Source organism: Spirochaetota bacterium (genome assembly GCA_004297825.1).
Lineage (GTDB): Bacteria > Spirochaetota > UBA4802 > UBA4802 > UBA5368 > FW300-bin19.
Genome location: SCSX01000080.1, coordinates 1 through 19,446 on the forward strand (window position 1 = coordinate 1; position 19,446 = coordinate 19,446).

General features: G+C 58.1%; 21 protein-coding genes. 16 read left to right on the forward strand and 5 right to left on the reverse strand.

All coding sequences use genetic code 11. The features are described from left to right. Positions 1-126: 126 nt before the first annotated feature. From EPN93_17865 to EPN93_17875, 3 genes are all read right to left on the reverse strand, one after another. Positions 127-582, reverse strand: coding sequence for a hypothetical protein (locus tag EPN93_17865; GenBank protein TAL31330.1), 456 nt, complete (start codon positions 580-582; stop codon positions 127-129). A 185-nt stretch (positions 583-767) separates the two neighbouring features. Continuing rightward, the gene (locus EPN93_17870; GenBank protein ID TAL31331.1) at positions 768-1,253 is read right to left on the reverse strand and encodes a hypothetical protein; all 486 of its coding nucleotides are present in this window, start codon (positions 1,251-1,253) and stop codon (positions 768-770) included. A gap of 14 nt (positions 1,254-1,267) precedes the next feature. After that, complete coding sequence (locus tag EPN93_17875) at positions 1,268-2,533, reverse strand: PEGA domain-containing protein (protein ID TAL31332.1); 1,266 nt, start codon at positions 2,531-2,533, stop codon at positions 1,268-1,270. A 274-nt stretch (positions 2,534-2,807) separates the two neighbouring features. Here EPN93_17875 and EPN93_17880 point away from each other — a divergent pair, with 274 nt between their 5' ends. The 16 genes from EPN93_17880 to EPN93_17955 all read left to right on the forward strand — a co-directional run bounded on the left by EPN93_17880 (position 2,808) and on the right by EPN93_17955 (position 16,786). Next, complete coding sequence (locus EPN93_17880; protein TAL31333.1) at positions 2,808-3,386, forward strand: hypothetical protein; 579 nt, start codon at positions 2,808-2,810, stop codon at positions 3,384-3,386. Positions 3,387-3,430: 44 nt separating this feature from the next. Continuing rightward, positions 3,431-3,943: an NlpC/P60 family protein gene (locus tag EPN93_17885; protein ID TAL31334.1), complete on the forward strand. Its 513-nt coding sequence runs from the start codon at positions 3,431-3,433 to the stop codon at positions 3,941-3,943. Positions 3,944-4,068: 125 nt separating this feature from the next. Then, positions 4,069-4,557 carry a pantetheine-phosphate adenylyltransferase gene (locus tag EPN93_17890; protein TAL31335.1) on the forward strand — a complete coding sequence of 163 codons (489 nt, stop codon included), beginning with the start codon at positions 4,069-4,071 and terminating at the stop codon, positions 4,555-4,557. Between the two features lie 15 nt (positions 4,558-4,572). Next, complete coding sequence (locus EPN93_17895; GenBank protein ID TAL31336.1) at positions 4,573-5,556, forward strand: phosphate acetyltransferase; 984 nt, start codon at positions 4,573-4,575, stop codon at positions 5,554-5,556. Positions 5,557-5,619: 63 nt separating this feature from the next. Next, the gene (gene rny, locus EPN93_17900; GenBank protein ID TAL31337.1) at positions 5,620-7,155 is read left to right on the forward strand and encodes a ribonuclease Y; all 1,536 of its coding nucleotides are present in this window, start codon (positions 5,620-5,622) and stop codon (positions 7,153-7,155) included. Positions 7,156-7,410: 255 nt separating this feature from the next. Beyond that, positions 7,411-8,196, forward strand: a complete 786-nt coding sequence (locus EPN93_17905; protein ID TAL31338.1) for a TIGR00282 family metallophosphoesterase — start codon at positions 7,411-7,413, stop codon at positions 8,194-8,196. Positions 8,197-8,225: 29 nt separating this feature from the next. Then, entirely contained in the window at positions 8,226-10,142 is a 1,917-nt protein-coding gene (gene dxs, locus EPN93_17910; GenBank protein ID TAL31339.1) for a 1-deoxy-D-xylulose-5-phosphate synthase, read from the forward strand. Continuing rightward, the gene (locus EPN93_17915; GenBank protein ID TAL31340.1) at positions 10,105-10,923 is read left to right on the forward strand and encodes a TlyA family RNA methyltransferase; all 819 of its coding nucleotides are present in this window, start codon (positions 10,105-10,107) and stop codon (positions 10,921-10,923) included. The genes dxs and EPN93_17915 overlap by 38 nt, the downstream gene beginning before the upstream one ends. Before the next feature lie 87 nt (positions 10,924-11,010). Beyond that, complete coding sequence (locus tag EPN93_17920) at positions 11,011-12,009, forward strand: response regulator (protein ID TAL31341.1); 999 nt, start codon at positions 11,011-11,013, stop codon at positions 12,007-12,009. Positions 12,010-12,072: 63 nt separating this feature from the next. After that, positions 12,073-12,462 (forward strand): hypothetical protein, encoded by a 390-nt coding sequence (locus tag EPN93_17925; protein ID TAL31342.1) that lies wholly within the window; start codon positions 12,073-12,075, stop codon positions 12,460-12,462. Between the two features lie 40 nt (positions 12,463-12,502). After that, positions 12,503-13,567, forward strand: coding sequence for a hypothetical protein (locus EPN93_17930; protein TAL31343.1), 1,065 nt, complete (start codon positions 12,503-12,505; stop codon positions 13,565-13,567). 29 nt (positions 13,568-13,596) lie between these two features. Further along, positions 13,597-14,400 (forward strand): dihydropteroate synthase, encoded by an 804-nt coding sequence (gene folP, locus EPN93_17935; protein TAL31344.1) that lies wholly within the window; start codon positions 13,597-13,599, stop codon positions 14,398-14,400. After that, positions 14,381-15,190 carry a TIGR00159 family protein gene (locus EPN93_17940; GenBank protein ID TAL31345.1) on the forward strand — a complete coding sequence of 270 codons (810 nt, stop codon included), beginning with the start codon at positions 14,381-14,383 and terminating at the stop codon, positions 15,188-15,190. Before folP ends, EPN93_17940 begins: the two co-directional genes overlap by 20 nt. Beyond that, positions 15,187-16,167: a YbbR-like domain-containing protein gene (locus EPN93_17945; GenBank protein TAL31346.1), complete on the forward strand. Its 981-nt coding sequence runs from the start codon at positions 15,187-15,189 to the stop codon at positions 16,165-16,167. Before EPN93_17940 ends, EPN93_17945 begins: the two co-directional genes overlap by 4 nt. Before the next feature lie 18 nt (positions 16,168-16,185). Then, entirely contained in the window at positions 16,186-16,377 is a 192-nt protein-coding gene (locus EPN93_17950) for a hypothetical protein (protein TAL31347.1), read from the forward strand. Further along, the gene (locus EPN93_17955) at positions 16,349-16,786 is read left to right on the forward strand and encodes a hypothetical protein (protein ID TAL31348.1); all 438 of its coding nucleotides are present in this window, start codon (positions 16,349-16,351) and stop codon (positions 16,784-16,786) included. The genes EPN93_17950 and EPN93_17955 overlap by 29 nt, the downstream gene beginning before the upstream one ends. Positions 16,787-16,799: 13 nt before the next feature. Here the strand turns inward: EPN93_17955 and ispH are convergent, their stop codons facing one another. Continuing rightward, the gene (ispH, locus tag EPN93_17960; protein TAL31349.1) at positions 16,800-18,524 is read right to left on the reverse strand and encodes a 4-hydroxy-3-methylbut-2-enyl diphosphate reductase; all 1,725 of its coding nucleotides are present in this window, start codon (positions 18,522-18,524) and stop codon (positions 16,800-16,802) included. Beyond that, positions 18,514-19,437, reverse strand: a complete 924-nt coding sequence (gene gspN / locus EPN93_17965; protein TAL31350.1) for a type II secretion system protein GspN — start codon at positions 19,435-19,437, stop codon at positions 18,514-18,516. Before gspN ends, ispH begins: the two co-directional genes overlap by 11 nt. Positions 19,438-19,446 lie beyond the last annotated feature (9 nt).

Genomic DNA, 19,446 nt, shown 5'->3' on the forward strand with positions numbered 1-19,446 from the left:
TGAAATATATTGAGGATCAAGGCAAGGAGCCCACAGATACCGACTTTAAAACTGATGATGATCTTTAGTCGGCTTTAGCCGAACACGAAGCCACCGCCTTCAGGCGGTGTGTGGTTCACTCCCGCATCATGCTCTCTGGACCCGATTTCCCCGCTGCCGCATTCCTGACAATGATACTATACCGGCAATAATAACCAGGGTGAGTGAAACAATGCCGAATATCCAGGGGGTGCGCGCGCCCGTCGTATGCCGGATGTACAGTGCCGCAGCCAGTCCCATCGCGTTGTAGAAAGCGCCGGTCACGGCAACGGTGACTATCGCCCACGGCTCGCTTTTCCGGAAGGGAACGAGGAGCAGGGTCATGATTGTGCCTGAAAAAAGAATCGTGACGCCGCCGATAAGCTTCACCATCACACGGAGCAGGTCCCTCGTACCCGCCGGAAGCGCGCTCCAGGGGATGCCGATCGCTTCCAGGTGGTAGGGCATGACGTCTGGAGTAACGATATACAGCATCCCGCCGAGTATCCCCGCGAAGGAAAGAAGGGCGTAGATATAAAATGAGACTTGTTGTGCCTTGGTCATCAGGTTAACCTTTTTATGTACCCTGCGAACGCGATGCCGGCCCCATGCTCATGGAAGCTGGTCTATGTAAAGCCGCGATTAATCGCGGCTTTACATAGAGGATCAATTCATTTGGGCCAGCCGCAAACCGGAATCCGTCTGGTAATCTATATATGGGTAATGCAACTTACCAGCCAGAGACAAAATTAGAAAGTGAATGACCTTTGTGGGCTCGCATGCGTAAGTTCGCCATTTGAGTCATAACCGTAAACCGCCCAATGGTAGGTAATTCCAAGTGGCGTGAAAGAATTCGTTTCGTCAACGTCATTCGTACTTGGGTCATAGACATAGAGGTCGCTTTGATCAACACTATCGCGAGTGAATCCAGGCAAGGTTGTATGGTTACCTGCCCTATAATTACCCTCATTAATAATTGTTTTCTGGTCAGTTTGAATGGTACTATCAAATACCGCAATTACTGCAAATTCAACTTCAGATGGAAGGTTAAATGTAAATTTACCTCCATTTGCGCTGAGATCCGTATTATTCAAGGGCATCACAAGTTCAATACTTTCGACTCCTGAAAAAATAAGAGTCGAGGGCTGTTCTTCCGGTTGAGGTTGGCACCCAGTCAAAATTAACGCCACGGAAATTATTGCAGCAGAAATCGATTTAATAATTAGTATTCTCATCTCACCCCTCCACATTAAAAGAAATACTTCACGCCGCCGCCGAAGGTGATGTGATTGAAAGAATATTCGGTGTCATGCGATTTAAGTCCGCCAAGTAAACCCTGGCTCTCGAATACCTCGCGCGTAGCCTTGACGGGATAGTAATAATATCGTCCCTCAAGGAAAATACCGATTTTAGCGAACGGTGCGATTGTCGCGCCCAGTTTCAACCCCATGTGCATAAGGCTCTGGCTGGCGAGTTTTTCCCGGTCATTGTCCCTGCTCTTGTTCGTGCGGAAATCCGTGAGCGATGTGTATCCTATGAACGCACCCCCGTACGGGGTTACATAGCTTGATATCTCGAAGGGTATCACCGCCGCGTGAGCCGTAAGGCTGAAGTACCGATACCAGCGCTCCTGGGTGATGTCCCCGAACGGGGTGTCGATGACCTGGTTGTGGTCGATTACGGCGTAGCCCATCTCACCCGAAATGTTCAGCCGGTTATAGGTATGTCCCACAAAAAGGGTGAAGAGCGGGGCGCCGTCCAGCTCCTTGTAGAACGGTTTCAGGTAGCTCACCCCCAGCCCTATTTCCGACCTGTTACGTACCCGGCTCTCGCCCAGGTAGGGGGTCCAGTTCTCCCGCGCGTCCTTCGCGATAGTAAGCTCGGTTTCCGCGTCAAGGTAGCCGCTCTTGACGGCCTTCAGTCTATGGGCGCCCGCGGCGAGCTTGTAGTCTACCAGGGGTGCCTTTCCCGCGAGAAGCCCGTCCACATAGACGTCGGCGCCGTCGGGGGTGGTGGAGACGCTCAGGATGCCCAGCGCCTCGCCGGAAATGACCGCGGCCATGGAGAGGGCCGCCTGGTTGGCCATGTCGAAGAGGTCGGCGAGCGGGGCCTTGACCACGCGTCCGTCCAGGACCCGGCCGGTGGCGATATCCACGGCCTTGATGGTGAGCACTATGTTCTCGGGATTGCCGGAGTACGATCCCAGGATGAGCACGTCGGCCTTGACCAGGGTGCCCGCGCCCGTGACCATCTGTTCGTCGAAAAGCCCGGTCTGGCTCAGGGCGATCTCGCTAATGATCGCTCCTATCTGACCCCGCTCCACGATCCTTATGCCCTGCGCCTGCGCAAGGCCCGCGGAGATGGATTCCGGAAGCGAATTAGTCAGATACTGGAGGCCCTTCCCGCCCGTGTGGTTGGTGAAATTCACGACCGCGACCGCACGGGGCGCTGCGAGCGCGCCGTATGACCACAGCATGGTCCCCGCGAAAAGGAGCAGAATCGATAATCGTTTCATAATGATACCGTTACCCGTAATATCTTACCCGTGTATCGGCGCCCGCGCCTGAATAATGCCGTTTTAAGCGGCCCGGTGCACGACAACTATTCCGGGGTACATGGCCCGGTCCCTGATAGAATTATCCATGATTTGCCCGCCAATGCAATTATTTCTTGAAAAACTCGTTAAAATATATGCAAATATAATAGAATTGATGCGAAACTGCCGTCTTAAGGAATGGGAGAGGGCGCGCCAAGTGGCGCCAAGGACCGCATTCAATCAGGAGAAGCACATGGAGGATGCCATGAACGGGGACGCTCCCGCAGCACCGCGTTATACGGGGATCGGCGCGAAGGACACGCCGCCGGCAATGCTCGCGATCATTGAAAAGATCGGGACGCACATGGCGAAAGCCGGTTACATCCTGCGTTCCGGGGGGGCCCTGGGGGCCAGCGCCTCGTTCGAGCTCGCCTGCGACAGGGCGGGGGGCAAGAAGGAGATATACCTGCCGTGGCAGGGGTTCAACAAGAACCGGTCCATGTTCTACAATGTCCCGGACAGGGCCCACATGTTCGTCAAGGAGTTCAATCCCCAGTGGTCGACGCAGAGCGACGCCTCCCGGAAGGTCCAGGCCCGTTATGCGCAGGCGTTCCTGGGCCAGGACCTGGGCCGCGCCTCCGTGTGCGTTATCTGCTACACAAAAGAGGGCAAGCTCAAGGGCGGCACCGGGCAGGCCCTCCAGGTGGCCCTCAAGCACGGCATCCCCGTGTTCAACCTCGGGGAGTTCGAGTCCGATACCGCCCTCCTGGCCGAAAAGCTCCGTGGGTTCCTCAAGGGGCTGTCCATCCCGGACGAGGGCCTCGCAATCTGACTGTCGCGCTTTTCCCGCGACTCCCGGACGCCGATAATTAATCCATGAAGATACGCGTTATCGGCGGGCGGGCGCTCGTCGTTTTCCTCGCCATGATGCTCGCGGGCATGGCGGCATGTTCGCCCCCCCACCTGCGCGGCGGGAGGACGTTCAGCAGCGCGGACCGCGCCAGGATCGTCGCCACGGCGGAGCGCTGCCTGGGGACGCCGTACCGCTACGGCGGGGAAAGCCCCGGCGGCTTCGACTGCTCGGGGCTCGTGATGTATGTATTCGGGAAGCATGGGATCGCGCTGCCCCGCACCGCTGGCGATCAGTTCGAGGACGGCGCGCGCGTGCCCCTCGCCGCGCTCCAGCCGGGGGATCTCGTGTTTTTCCGCACGGCCGGCGGGCGCGGCATTTCCCACGTGGGGATCTATACGGGAAAGGGCGAATTCATACACGCGCCGCGCACGGGGACGACGGTGTCCTATGCCCGCCTGGACAATAAATACTGGAAGAGGCATTATGCGGGCGCGGTGACCTATTTCAGGCGAAAAAACGCCGCAGGAACCGGATAAATCCCCGAGAACGGGGAAAATCGTGTAAAACACCCGGTAGGCCCTCTGTTTGTCAACTTATTTCTTGACAAAAACTACATGCGCTGCTAACGTGAGAGGGCTGGAAAGGTACTGGTTGACTTTTTATGCGGATTGGGATATACCCCGGATCGTTTGATCCGTTAACGAATGGACACATCGACATTATTGAAAGAGCCCGGCAGCTCTGCGATAAGCTTTTCATCGCGGTTGCTAAGAACACCTCCAAGAACCCCTTCTTCAGCATGGAAGAAAGGGTGGAGATGCTCCAGTTCTGCTGCTCCGGAGATAGTTCTCAACTGGAAATCGTTGCTTTCGAGGGCCTGCTGGTAGACCTTTGCCGCAGGCAAAACGTGTCGTTTATAATACGCGGACTCAGGGCCCTGGTGGATTTCGATTACGAATACGCCATCGCGCTCATGAACCGCAAGCTGGCCCCCGAGGTTGAGACGGTGTTCCTCATGGCGCGGAGTGAATACTCCTTCGTCTCCTCGAATATCGTGAAAGAAGTCGCGTATTTCGGGGGGGATATATCCACGCTCGTTCCCCAATTCGTCCATAAAAGGCTCCAGGAGAAACTTTCCAGGAAAACTTAATCCTGGTGGGTAGTCATTCTCGAATCGTTTAAAAACCGGGTCCGTTCCAAACCGAAACGGATCGTATTCGCCGAAGGCGATGACCCGCGGGTTATCCAGGCCGTCGTACGCATGCGCGCCGATAAACTCCTGGGCGAAGCCGTGCTCCTGGGTCCCGGTGAGGCCATAACCCGCTCCCTTTTCGAGCACGGCAAGCCCGACGGCGTGACCGTCGTCGATACGGGAGCCATTTCCGGGACGGCGAAGTACCGGAACGAGTATATCAAGGCGCGCAACCTGAGCGTGCTCGAGAACGAGATACTTTCGGCCGCGATGAAAAACCCGGTGGTACTGGGCGCCCTCATGCTCCGCATGGGCGAGGCGGACGGGTTTATCGGCGGGGTACGGACGAACACATCGGAAATCCTGAGCAACGGCCTGCACATCATCAAGGCGCACCGCAGCGCGGGCGTCGTCACCTCGCTGTGCGTGATATCGGCCCCCGACAAATCCCTGGGAAGCGACGGCATCCTCGTCATCGCCGATCCCGTGGTGAACCCGGACCCCTCGGTCGGGGTTCTGGTCAAGATTGCCGAGGCGGCCGCGCGCTTCGCCCGTAGCTTCCTGAAGATAACCCCCCGGGTCGCGTTCCTCTCCTATTCGACGAAGGGAAGCGGCATGGGCAAATCCGTCGACAAGATGCGCATCGCCGCGGACCGCGCGCGCGCCCGCATGCCCGAAATAGTGGTGGACGGCGAGCTCCAGCTTGACGCGGCGATCTCGCCGGAGGTCGCCGCGCGCAAGGCGCCGGGAAGCCCCCTCGCGGGAAGCGCGAACGTGCTCATATTCCCGAATCTCGACAGCGCGAACCTGGCATGCAAAATCCTCAGCTTTTTCGGGAACGCGGTTATTATCGGACCCATCATCTACGGGCTGTCGAAGCCGTATAACGACATTTCACGGGCAGCCCGCGTCGAAGATATCATAAATTTATCCGTCATTACACAGCTCCAGGAGTAGCAAACCAATGGTCTTATATAGTCGAAAGAATCGGTTGCTCAATAAATTATAAGGAGGATTGTTATGGAACTATCGACAATTCTCCTGGTTTTAGCGATCCCCGTTGTTGGCTCGGCGGGCTTTGCGGTCCGCGCCTATCTTGGAAAGGCGCGGCTCAGCTCAGCGGAGGCCGAAGCCCGCAGGATCAGGCAGGATTCCATCAAGGACGCCGAAGCGAAGCGGAAAGAACTCCTTATCGAAGCGAAAGACCAGATTTTGAAGGAAAAGAACACCTTCGAAAAGGAGATCAGGGACCGCCGGCAGGAGCTCCAGTCCATAGAGAAAAGGATACTGCAAAAGGAGGAGTCCCTCGAGAACCGGGGTGAAAATCTCGAGAAGAGGGAAAAAGTCCTGCAGCACAGGGAGACTGAAAATCAGGAAAAAGATGAAGAATTAAAAAGGGAATTCGAAAAACATCGTAAAGAGCTGGAGCGGATTTCAGGGCTCACGACGGACCAGGCCAAAGACATACTCCTGAAAAACGTCGAGAATGAAGCGCGCTTCGAATCGATCAAGCTCATCAACAAGATCGAGGAGGAGGCGAAACGCACTGCCGAGAAAAAGGCGAAGGAGATCGTGCTTTCGGCGATCCAGCGGAACGCCTCCGACTTCACCTCGGAATGCACCATCACGACGGTATCCCTTCCCTCCGACGACATGAAGGGAAGGATTATCGGGCGTGAGGGACGCAACATCCGCACCCTGGAAAACCTCACGGGCGTTGACATGATCATCGACGACACCCCCGAGGTCGTGGTGATATCGGGTTTCGACCCGGTGCGCCGCGAAATCGCGAGGCTCTCTCTCGAGAGGCTCATCCAGAACGGCCGCATCCACCCCGCCCGCATCGAGGAGGTCGTGGAGAAGGTAACCACCGAGCTCGAGGAGAATATGCTCGAGGAAGGGGAAAAGGCCGCGTTCGAGCTGGGCATTCCCGGGCTTTCGAAGGACGCGCTTTATCACGTGGGAAAGCTCCGCTACCGGCTGAGCTACGGGCAGAACATCCTGGCCCACAGCAAGGAGGTCGCCAACCTTTCCGGCATCATGGCCGGGGAGATGGGGCTCGACGTGCTGCTGGCGAAGCGTTCGGGCCTTTTGCATGATATCGGCAAGGGGAGCATTGTCGAGGGCGAAGGGGCGCACGCGCTTATCGGCGCCGATATGGCGAAGAAGTTCGGGGAAAGCGGTCACGTGGTGAACATCATCGCGGCGCACCACAACGACCGGGAGCCCGAGAGCTTCGAGGCGGTGCTCATCCAGGTCGCCGACGCGATCTCGGCCTCGAGGCCGGGGGCGCGCCGTGAATCGCTCGAGACCTACCTGAAGCGCCTGGAAAATCTTGAGTCCATCGCATACGGATTCAAGGGCGTGGAGAAATGCTACGCGATCCAGGCGGGAAGGGAGCTCCGGGTTCTTGTTGCCAACGATCTCGTGACCGACGAGCGCGCCGAGCTGCTGGCGCGCGAGATCGCGCAGAAGATCGAATCGGAGCTCAAGTACCCGGGCATCGTCCGCGTGACGCTGATACGGGAGAAGAGGATAGTCGAATACGCGAAATAGGCGCGCGCCCGCGGCGCGATAGAACGCACGAAGGGCAAGCCATAGGTGCCGGAAATATCGGTACCTATGGTCTTTGCTTTTTCAAGGATTTCAAATTCCGTGGGTGTTGCTGAACTTACACGTCTGTTAAATTCAGGACGTTACGGAAAGGAGATGAGGAGATAAAGGATTCACGGCGATTGAAGAGACAGGGATCACCTCTTTTCATTAACATGTTTCGTGATGAAAAGAACAGTTTTGCCGGAGGAAGGATTAATGGACGATAAGCTTGTCGTGCTCGTGATAGGCGACGTCGTGGGCAAGCCGGGGCGCAAGATCATCTCCCGGAAGCTCGTCGACCTGCGCAACGAGTACGGGGCGGACCTGGTGATCGCGAACGGCGAGAACGGGGCCGGGGGAAACGCGATCACCCCGGGGGTCTGTCACGAGCTTTTCAACTGTGGCGTCGACGTGATCACCACGGGCAACCATATCTGGGACAACAGGGACATCCTCCAGGTCATCGACACCGAGCCTCGTCTCCTGCGTCCCGCGAACTTCCCCCCGGGAGTCCCGGGGCACGGGGTGTTCACCGGGATCGCGAACGGATGGCCGGTGTGCGTGGTCAACCTCCAGGGCCGCGTGAATCTGCCCCCGCTGGACGATCCCTTCCGGGCGTTCGACGCGATACACGCGCGCTATTCAAAGGATTACCGCATCATGCTGGTGGACCTTCACGCGGAAGCGACCTCGGAGAAGAGGGCGTTCGGCTGGTACGTCGACGGAAGGGCCTCGGCGGTGTACGGAACCCACACGCACGTCCAGACATCCGACGAGGAGGTCCTGCCCCGCGGTACCGCCTACATAACGGACATAGGCATGACCGGATCGTTCAACTCCGTGATAGGCATGGACAAGCAGAAATCGATAGAGCGATTCATCACGCAGGCGCGGGTGAAATACGAAATTGCCGAGGGAAACGTGAAGCTCAACGGCGCGGTCATCACGATAAGGCCCGACGGGAAGGCGGAGAGAATTACTAGACTTATCGTAACGGAGTAGGTAGCTTATCCTCGGGAACCGGGAACGGCATGGTACTGGATACGATACATAAGATTCGGGATTTGAAAAAGCTCTCGATCGAAGAGCTTGAAACGCTCGGTGACGAGGTGCGCGAGCGGATCATCGACGTGGTGTCCAGGAACGGGGGACACCTTTCCTCTTCGCTGGGCGTCGTCGAGCTCACCGTTGCGCTTCACTACGTGTTCAACACCCCGACGGACAAGCTCATATGGGACGTAGGCCACCAGAGTTATGCCCACAAGATCCTTACCGGCCGCGCGGAGCGTTTCTCCACGATCCGGACCCTGGGCGGGATCAGCGGCTTTCCCAAGATGTCGGAAAGCCCGTTCGATTCGTTCAATACCGGGCATTCGAGCACGAGCCTTTCGCTCGCGCTGGGCGAAGCGGTCGCGCGCGATTTGAAGCGGGAGAAGCACAGCGTAATCGCGGTGATCGGGGACGGCTCGCTCACCGGCGGCATGGCCTTCGAGGCGCTCAACCAGATAGGGCATCTGAAAAAGGACATAATTATCGTCCTCAACGACAATGAGCATTCAATCTCGAAGAACGTGGGCGCGATCTCCGAGTACCTGCTGCGCATCATTACCGGCGGGCTGTATAACCGGCTGCGGCGCCGCTCCTACGACATCATCCGGAAGATTCCCCGGTTCGGGGACGGGCTCTACGATTTTATCTACAAGCAGGAGGCCCGGCTCAAGGGCCTGTTCGTCCCGGGTCTCATTTTCGAGGAGATGGGCCTGCGCTACTTCGGGCCTATCGACGGGCACAACACCGGGCTTCTCATCGAGATATTCGAGGGCATCAAGAACATCAAGAACGGTCCCAAGATCGTACATGTCATCACCAAGAAGGGCAGGGGATTCGCGCCGGCCGAGCACCACCCGGCGAAATTTCACGGGGTAGGGCCCTTCGAACGGTCGACCGGGCTATCGATCAAACCGGCCTCGCTCTCCTATTCGGAGATCGCGGGACGGACGCTCGCGGAGCTTTCACGGACCGATAAAAAGATACTCGCGATCACCGCCGCGATGAAGCTCGGCACCGGGCTCTACGAGTTCGAGAAGCGCGCGCCCTCCCGGTTCTTCGACGTAGGTATCGCGGAACAGCACGCGGTCACCTTTTCGGCCGCGCTTGCCGCCAGGGGGTTCAAGCCCTTCGTCTCGATATACTCGACGTTCCTCCAGAGGGCGATAGACCAGCTCATCCATGACGTGGCGACCATGAACCTGCCCGTACGGCTGCTCGTGGACCGCGCGGGGATCGTGGGGGAAGACGGCGAGACCCATCACGGGCTTTTCGATATCGGGATCATCAAGAACATCCCGAACTTCATGTTCCTGGCGCCCTCCAGCGGCATGGAACTGCGCGACATGATTCACTTCGCCGCCGCGTACGACAAGGGCCCTATAGCCATCCGCTACGCCCGCGGCGGTGAGGCGGCGGGGGAGATGGATTTCGCGTCCCACGAGCGCTTCACCCCCAGCAAAATAAAGCGGCTCACGAAGGGAAAGGACATCGCCGTTTTCGCGGTGGGAGACATGGTTCAGCCCGCGCTGCGGCTCGCGGCGATCCTCGCCGAATCGGGATACAAGGCCGGCGTGGTGAACCTGCTTTCGATCAAGCCCCTGGATCTTCGCGGTATCGAGCGGGTGATCCTGGAATCCGGCGGCTTCATCACCATGGAGAACGGGTACCTCTCGGGCGGGATCGGGGAATACCTGCTTTCGCGCATCCGCCCGGAGCTCAGGGAGAAATTTTTATGGTCGGCGGGATTCCCGGACGAGTTTATCGGCCAGGGGAAAAACAGGGAGCTTTTCGCGCTCCACGGAATGGACCCGGAGTCGCTCGCAAAGCGGCTCGCGCCGGCGCTCGCACGCACGCGGTACAATGAAAAAAGGGACACGATTAGACGCGTATCTGGCTGAGAAGGGCCTCTCGGACTCCAGGGAGAAGGCGAAGCGCGAGATTCTCGCGGGCTGGGTCAAGGTGGACGGCGAGACCGTGAGAGAGCCCGCGCGCCCGGTGGGTGAAAACCGCGATGTCGCGGTAGAGCGTCCGGGGGGCGTGTTCGCGAGCCGGGGCGGCGAAAAGCTTGCGCATGCGCTCGAGCATTTCGGCATCGATGTGCGCGGGAGGGTCGTCGCCGACCTGGGGGCCTCTACCGGCGGCTTCACCGACTGCCTGCTTGAGCGCGGCGCCTCGCTCGTATACGCGATCGACGTCGGGTACGGCCAGCTCGATTACAGGCTTCGCCGGGACCCCCGCGTCGTGGTTCGCGAACGGACCAACGTACGGCATGTCGGCCGTGCGGAATTCGAGCAGCAGCCCGGTTTCGTTACCGCCGATCTTTCCTTCATCTCCATCGTCAAGGTGGCGCCCGTCATCAGGGACGTATTCGGTCCCGTCGAAGGCGTGGTATTGGTCAAGCCCCAGTTCGAAGCCGAAAAACATGAACAAAAGAAGGGTGTGGTCAGGAAACCCGATATCCACGAGCGCATCCTGGGCCGCGTAATCGACGGCCTTCTGGACGCCGGGTGGGCAATCCGGGGGCTGTGTTATTCGCCCCTGAAGGGCCCGGCAGGCAATATCGAGTTTTTATTGTACTTCAGCGTGGGAATTCCGGGAAGTCCTGAAACCCCGATGGCCGATATCGGACAAATTATAAATCGTGTTGTGCGTGAAGCGCACATGAATCTTGATATTTAATGTTTGAAATATTCGGGAGGACAGCTATAGTATTTACAGGGCGGCCTGGTGCGTTCGTCCTCTTTTTTTATAAATAACGGAACTGGAATGGGAAAACACAGGATACTGGTTGTCGAGGACGAAGCGATCGTCTCGATGGAAATTAAGTACATGATCGAGAGCATGGGCTACGAGGTCGCGGGATCGGCCTCGAACGGCGATGACGCGGTCAAGCTCGCGGGCAAGCTGGGACCCGATCTCATCCTCATGGACATTCTCCTGCAGGGGGACCGCGACGGCATCGACACCGCCGAGGAGATTCGCAAGGATTACAGCATTCCCATCATTTACGTGACGGCATTCGCCGACGATTCCACCCTGCAGCGGGCAAAGATCACGAGCCCGTACGGGTACGTGATCAAGCCCATACAGTACAAGGAGCTCAATACCGCGATCGAGATCGCCCTCTACAAGCACCGCGCGGACATGCAGCTGCAGCAGCATATAGAGAAGCTGCACAAGACTATCGAGGGAATCATAAACGCGATGGCCAAGACGGTCGAGATACGCGATCCCTATACGGCGGGCCACCAGCGCCGGGTGGCCAGACTCGCGAAGCTCATATCGGAACGCCTGGGGCTCAGTGAGGCGGAGATAGACGGGGTATACATGGCGAGCATGATCCACGATATCGGCAAGCTTTCGATACCGTCGGAAATACTCAGCAAGCCGGGAAAGCTCTCGGAGACCGAGTTTAACATCCTGAAAATCCATCCCGAATCCGGTCACGAGATACTCAAGAACATCGAATTTCCCTGGCCCATAGCCGAGATGGTGCTGCAGCATCATGAGAGGCTCAACGGAAGCGGGTACCCGCAGGGCCTGACGGGCGATAAAATGCTCGCGGGCGCACGGGTGATGGTCGTATCGGACGTAGTGGAGGCGATGGCCTCTCACCGTCCCTACCGCGCGGCCCTGGGGGTCGGCCGCGCGCTTGAGGAGATCACCCAGAACCGGGGCATCCTGTACGATCCCATAGTCGTCGACGCCTGCATAAACCTCGTGAATCACCCGGGATTTGATTTAAACACGGAACTCGACAAATAATTCTTGACCGTCCACTTCTTGTCTGTTGGGGTATTCCGTACTAAATAACATGTGAAGCGCCCCTTGAAGAAAACAATCGCGATACTTGTAACCTTGATTCTATTTAGTGCCACGGGCGTTCACGCCCTGAACCTTGGCAAGGTGGTCGCATACCCTGTTCCCTTTAATCCCAACGCTGGATCGGGTCTTCTGAAACTGCTGGATAAAAGCGGGAGCGTGACGGGGCCCTTTTCGGTAACACTTGAAATATTCGATATCAACGGTGACAAGGTACTGGGTAAAAACTATTCAGGCGTTAATTTAGCCAGTGCGTTGAATCCGGTTGTTTGGAATGGCAGGAACGGCGCCGGTAAAAAGGTGAAGCCCGGCTTCTACATCATCAAGCTCACGGTTGAAGACCCCGCTTCCAACGCTTTTAGCAGCACGACCATTCGTATACTAATCGACTACTAGCATGGGAAAGAATGCGATGCGGCCGACAGTTCCGATACTCATGAATCCCGCACGGTGCAGGCAGGCGGTAGTTGACCGCGCAGGAAAGCTCGCTGCGACGGCCGTAATTATCGGCGCGCTAGCGCTTAACCTTGGAATCCCCGGGAAATTGTACGCCCAGGACGCGGGAAGCCGCGCCTCCTACACCCGCGGGGGCTGGGTGGGGGCCAAGTATGTGGGAATGGGAAAGGCCGCCGAGGTGGTCGCCGACGACGTGTTCGCGATTTACTGGAACCCGGCGGGGCTTCCCGAGCTCAAGAACCTTGAACGCCTGACCCCCGACGAGATTCGGGAAAAGGTGAAGAAGGGCGACGTGAAGGGAATATCCGAGGAGGACCTCCTCAAGTTTTCGGAAGACACGAAGGCGAAGAATTTTTTCCATATTGGCGTTTCGGGCGGGATGCTCGACATCGAGCGGGAGACGGGGTTCGCGGGGGTCGCGTTCAACCTCTTTTCCGGGGTTGCGGGCGCGGGCGTGTACTCGATCCAGTCGCGCGACATTACGGCCACGGACGAGTCGGGGAGCATCACCGGGTCGCTCGATTACACGGCGTCGGTGGGATTTCTTTCGTACGGATGGTCGACCGGCGCGGCGCAGGTGGGCTTCTCCGTCAAGGGGCTCCAGGAAACGATCGGGAAACGCACCTATTATGGGGGCGGGGTCGATTTCGGCACGATCGTGGACGTGCTTCCGTTCCTGAAGCTGGCCTTCGTGCTGCAAGACATCGGGACCGGCCTGTACACGGACAGGCACACCGCGACGGGCACCGACAAGTTCGATTTCGCGTACCCTTCCATGAAGCTTTCGGCGTCGCTGGCGAGCTCCCAGGAGTTCATTTTCGCGGTAACATTGGTGAAGAAACTGGAACAAAAGGATTATCAGGCAAACGCGGGGCTTCGCTACAGCCTCACGAAGAGGTTCGACCTTTACCTGGGGATGAGCGATACCAGCCTGTCCTCGGGGTTCAGCCTGAAGCTGCTCAACATGAACGTCGGCTATGCCTTCGCGATCGACAACGTCAACCTGGGATACAACAATATCGTATCCCTGACCATGGTGTTCTAGTGAGCGCCGCAACGCACCGGACGCTCATTATGGGCATACTCAACGTGACGCCGGACTCCTTCCACGACGGCGGCCGCTACGCGGATACTGAATGTGCCGTGGCGCGCGCACATGAGATGATCGCGGAAGGCGCGGACATCGTGGACGTGGGAGGGGAATCGAGCAGGCCGGGCGCCGTCCCGGTTTCCGCACAGGAGGAAATCGACCGGGTGTGCCCGGTGATCGAGCGCATCGCGCGCGAGTGGGACGCCGTGATCTCGGTCGACACGTACAAATCCCGGGTCGCGCGGGAAGCGCTCCGTGCGGGGGCGCGCATCGTCAACGATATCAGCGGGCTCGGGGGCGACGAGGCCATGGCCGGTGTGGTCGCGGAACACGGCGCGCGGATCGTCGTCATGCACATGAAGGGAACACCGGCGACCATGCAGCAGTCTCCCGCGTACCGCGATCTCCTGGCGGAGGTGCGTGAGGGCCTGGAGAGGGGAATTTCACGTGCGCGCGCGGCGGGCATTCCGGCCGATACTATAATCGTCGATCCGGGAATCGGATTCGGGAAGACCATGGAGCACAATTACGAAATTCTCAGAAATATCCCCTTTTTTAAAGCGATGGGATACCCGGTGCTCATAGGTCTTTCCAGGAAATCGCTCATCAAGGGGCTCTATGAGGGCGAGGCCGACAGGCTTCCCGCGACGATCGCGCTTAACGCGGCCGCGGTAATGACGGGCGCGGACATTATCCGCGTGCACGACGTGAAGGAACACAGGCTCGCAATGGCCGCGATAGAAATGCTTAAAAGGGTACCGGCGGAGAATGGAAGCGCTGTTCGATAAAATAATGTACATCGTCCTCTCGTTCTGGGACTATTTCCGCATCGTCCTGGACGTGATGCTGGTCGCGCTTCTCTTTTACTGGGTCTACGTATTCATATCCAATACGCGCGCGCTGCAACTGGTCAAGGGGCTCGTGGCGATCCTGGTGGTCGCGATTTTGTCGCAACTCCTGCGCCTGGATACCCTGAGCTGGCTCATCACGAACATCACCTCCTACGTCGTGATCGCGGTCATCATCCTCTTCCAGCCGGAGCTCAGGCGGCTTCTCACGCAGTTCGGACAGCGCAACTGGTTCGCGGGCGCGATCGCGACCGACACCTTTCCCCTGGACGAGATCGTGAGCGCGCTTGTGTCCATGTCCGAGGAACGGGTGGGCTCGCTCATCGTGATCGAGCGCAACGCGAACCTGCGTACCTACATCGAATCGGGCGTGCCCATTAATTCGCAGATATCCGAGGAGGTGATAAGGACCGTGTTTTTTCCCAATACGCCGCTGCACGACGGCGCGATCATCATCCAGAGCGCGCGTATCGCCGCGGCGGCCTGCTACTTGCCCCTCTCGGATTCGCGCCAGCTCAAGAAAAACCACGGCGCCCGCCACCGCGCCGCCCTGGGGATCGCGGAGGAGACGGACGCGCTCGTGCTCGTCACGTCGGAAGAGACCGGCGGGATTTCGATCATGGTCAACGGCAAGCTCTATTCCAAGCTCAAGATCACGGACCTGAAAAACATGATCCTCTACTTCATGAACCCGAAAACGGCGTTCGAGGAGAAGTACCCGATCAAATGAAACGCCTTCTGGAAAAACTCCTGGTGATCCTGCGTGAGCGCAATATCGCCGCCAAGCTCGTCTGCCTGGTGCTGGCCGTGGTGCTGTGGGCCTATATCAGCAGCACCAAGATGGGGGATCTCAAGTACCGCATCCGCGTGGAATTCAAGAATACGCCGCACACGCTCGTGGTTACCTCCCCGCAAAATCCGTATATTACGGTCATGGTGAGCGGCACGAAGGACCTCCTGAAAGACGTGCGCCCGGAAAAGATCAAGGCGTTCGTCAACCTTGATCGCGCCGTTGCGGGGGAGGATCAGAAATTCACGGTCGAGATTACGAGGACCGAGCTCCCGGACAACCTGAGCGTGGGCACGGCAACCCACCGGATAGGCGTGACCATCGAGAAGCGGCTGGTCCGGCGGGTGCGCGTGGTCCCGAAGATTACGGGGGACGTCCAGGACGGGTTTATCGCGGGCTCCCCGCGCGCGGTGCCGGAGTCGGTGACGGTAACCGGGGCGGAATCGGTCGTGTCGAAGATGGACGCGGTCTACACGAAACCCGTTTCCATCGACAAACTCGCAAAGACGGCGAACCGTGACGCGATCCTGGACGCCGGGGACAATGGCGCGATCACCCTCGACACGCAGAAGGTCGTCGTCGTCGTGCCGGTGTACCCGGGCAAGGACCTGGTCAAGATCGAGAAAAAAGCGACGGTCAAAGACGCGGGGGGCCGATATCGCCTTTCGATTCCGGAGGACCTCGTCGTCCTCTACGTGCGCAAGCTTCAGCACGACGCTGAAATCGAGCCCGATGATTTCGACGTAACGATAGACCCGGAGGTTCACACCGTCGCCGAACAGCTTGACAAGGGCGACGAACGCGAGATACATAAGCTTTGTCTGGTGAACGCTTTCCAGAAGGCGCATTTCGAGCGGGTACGGCTCGTGCTGGTCGTTCCGGACATGATCTGGGTGAAGATCGCGAAGAAAAACTGAGTGCGGGTGGAGAGTATCATGCTTGGCGGAATATTCAGATTCGTAATATTATTCATAGTCATCTATATAATTTATTCGCTTATAGTCAACGCGATCGGTATTTACAGGAAAATACGGCGCGAACAGGCCGAGATGCGCTCCCGCACGGAGAAGGCCAAAAAGCGCGATAAGGTGATCGAACTTGATAAAGACCAGTATAAAGTCGAGTAGCCCGGGCAGGTACGCCATCGCGATTCTGTTCGCGGGGGCCCTCGCGGTGCTTTCATGCGGCAAGCCGGGAGGGGATTTCGCGTTCAAGAAACCAATGGAGGACGTGTACCGCAAGGTCGCCCAGCCGCCCGAGTTCGAACGCGAGGAGGCCGTGGACTGGGTATTCGCGCTGAAAGGGCTCGGGGGCTCGCCCGTGAAACTGGCCGTATTTCTCGTAAAGAAGGAGCTCGTATGGGTTGAGCTGCATACCCGGACCGAATCGGTTACCAGGGACAGGGCATTTATCTACGGCACGATCGAGGGACTGAAAAAAGGACGCTACAAGATCATCATCGCGCGCGGGGGGGACGTCGTGGGAGAGCAGGAATTCGACATCTACGACGAGACCGACGACGGGGTCTTCGATTGACCTTCGCGGCCGGTCAGTAAATCCCCAGCGCGAGACAGAGCGCGACAAACACCACGAAGTTGAAATCCACGATGAATTCGTATTTCAGCGCGAAAAAATAGCTCTTCGAGGGGAATCGCACGAAGAGTATCCCCAGGTAAACCAGGTTAACGAGGAAGTACAGGTATATCGGCGCCCCGCGCGCCAGCACGAGCGCGGCGTACAGGAGAGACGTCGCGACCACGATTATGGCACCCAGGCGCTGGGTCTGCCGCGGGCCTATCGTTACGGGAAGCGTCTGCCTGCCCAGTATGAGGTCGCCCTGCGACGCAATGATGTCGAGGAGCAGGTAGCGCAGGAGTATCATCGAAAACACGAAGGCGTTGAGCGCGATCATCGCCGGGGCCTGCGCGCCGCGCCCCAGGAGCGGCAGGAGCGCGACGGCGATGGTCCATCCGACCGACGAGATGATGTTCTTCTCCGAATAGACGAGCCTCGCCAATCGCACCGGCACGAGCTGTACCGCTTTTTTTATGAGTCCGGTCGAATACACGCACCCGAGAAGCGCGGAAACCCCGTATACCGCCCCGATCCACCACGGGTGGGAGGATAGTACGAGCCCGGAGACGGCCAGCGAGAGCGCGGCCATCGGGAGGAGGAGGTATCTCGATCTTTTCAGGAGCGCGTATTTAACCGGGTTGCGCACCAGGAGCCATTGCATCTCGAGGAAATTGTTCACCGTGTACATCGAAAAAATGTAGAGCATCGATACCAGGCAAAGCCCCCTGTCCGGTACGAGTCCCGCATAGGATTGCACGAAGGCGGTTATGAAATACGCGGTGACGGCGGAAAAAATGTTCGTGCGCAGCATGAATTGAAGGAGGCGAATAGGGATGTTCACCAGGAAAAAGCTGTTACGGAAATTGATATCGTACAGCCGTTCCATGACGTTGTTGATGATCCAGCCCGGGGTCGAGGCGCCGGCGGTGACCAGCACCTTGCGGACGTTCCTGAAATCAGCGTGAAGAAGCTCCTCCTCGGTCTCGATGTGAAAGGTCTTCACGCCGTACTCGCGTCCCATCTGCGCGAGACGCTGGGTGTTCGCCGATTTTCGCCCGCCCACGACGACGAGAGCGTCCGCGCCGCCCTTGACGCCCTCGGTGACGTCGGATTGGCGGTTGTGCGTCGATTCACAAATCGTGTTGAACACGGTAAGCCCGGGGAAGCGCGCCTGTATCCCCGTAACGATCTCGTCGAAACGGTCGGCGTCCTGGGTCGTCTGCGAAACCACCAGGTGGTTGGCGGCGGGGGGAATTAAAGGAATCTCCTGAACGTCCGATATCACGGAAACCCCCGCCTGCGCGTAGCTCTTGAGGCCGAGCACCTCCGCGTGGTCATGGTCGCCCACGATGATCGTATAGTACCCCATGCCGGAGTATTTGCGGATAATGCCCTGGACGCGCGACACCTTGGGGCAGGTCAGGTTGTAGTACCGCGCCGCGCGTCCCTTGATTTCCCGGAGCTTGTCGGCGGTTATGCCATGGGTGCGGATCGCGATGGTTTTCCCGGCGATTCCGTCCAGGTCGTGAACGGTGCGGAGTCCCCTGGTTTCCAGGATCTGGGTCGTTTGCGGGTTGTGGATGAGCGGGCCATACACGAGAATTTCGTCGTCCGAGTGATTAAGCTCCCGCACGATTCGGAGTATCGCGTCGCGTACCCCCATGCAGAAGCCGGAGTGGCAGGCAAGCTCAATCTTCAACAGGCTGATCCTTTTCCGTTTCCGGGACCGGGGCCTTACCCTTTTCCCTTGGCCTGTCTTTCTCCTTTTCCTTGCCCCCCTTCGTCCAGGGGAACGTCGCCTTGGGATTTTTAAGGGGTCCGGTGAGCGTGATCTTGAGATTTTCCCCGTTTTTCTTCGCACCGCCCAGGAGGATGGCGTAATCCTCGAGGACGCGCGAGTCGGGGTCCAGTTCTATGGTGAGGTTCAGGTTCGAGCTCGCGATGCCCTTGGCGAGCGAGAGCATGCCGTGAATATTGCCCTGGAGATCGGGCCCGGCAATTTTCATGCTCGCAAGGCGCAGGTTGCCGCGCTGAATGGTCGAATCGCCCCGGATGGATGAAAATTTTATCGGCGGAACGTCGAAGTCCTTGATCTTAATCCCCTTCAGAAACGCGTTGTTGAGTTCGAGCTTGAGAAAACCGTCCGCGGGAGGTCCCGATTCCGGAAACGCGAGATCGAAGTCGCTCTTGAGGGCGGCGGTTACGGTGGTATCGGTGAGCGTATAGCGGAAATCCTGGATGGAAATCATTCCCCGCAGGGTCTTTTTCACGAGCGTGGTATACGGGTTGATGGCGATGTTGAACTTGATATCCTTCAGCACAAGCTCGCCGTCCTGAAGGCTTATGACGATGGAATCTATCTCGGAATTGCCGAACAGGCTGAAATCGATCTCCCCCACGGCGATCGAGCGCCCCATGGACTTTTCGAGGTTGTGAAACTGTTCGCGAATAAGCAGCTCGTACGGGAATGTCATTACGAAAAAGACGAGCGTCAGGACCACCGCCGCGGCGAGATAGAGTTTCACGTAGGGGAGCTTCCACATCTCCCGGAGCCTGCCGCCCAGCGACTGGAAAAAAGCGCGAATACCCGCCCGTATCGAATTTACATCCATGGCTCTCCC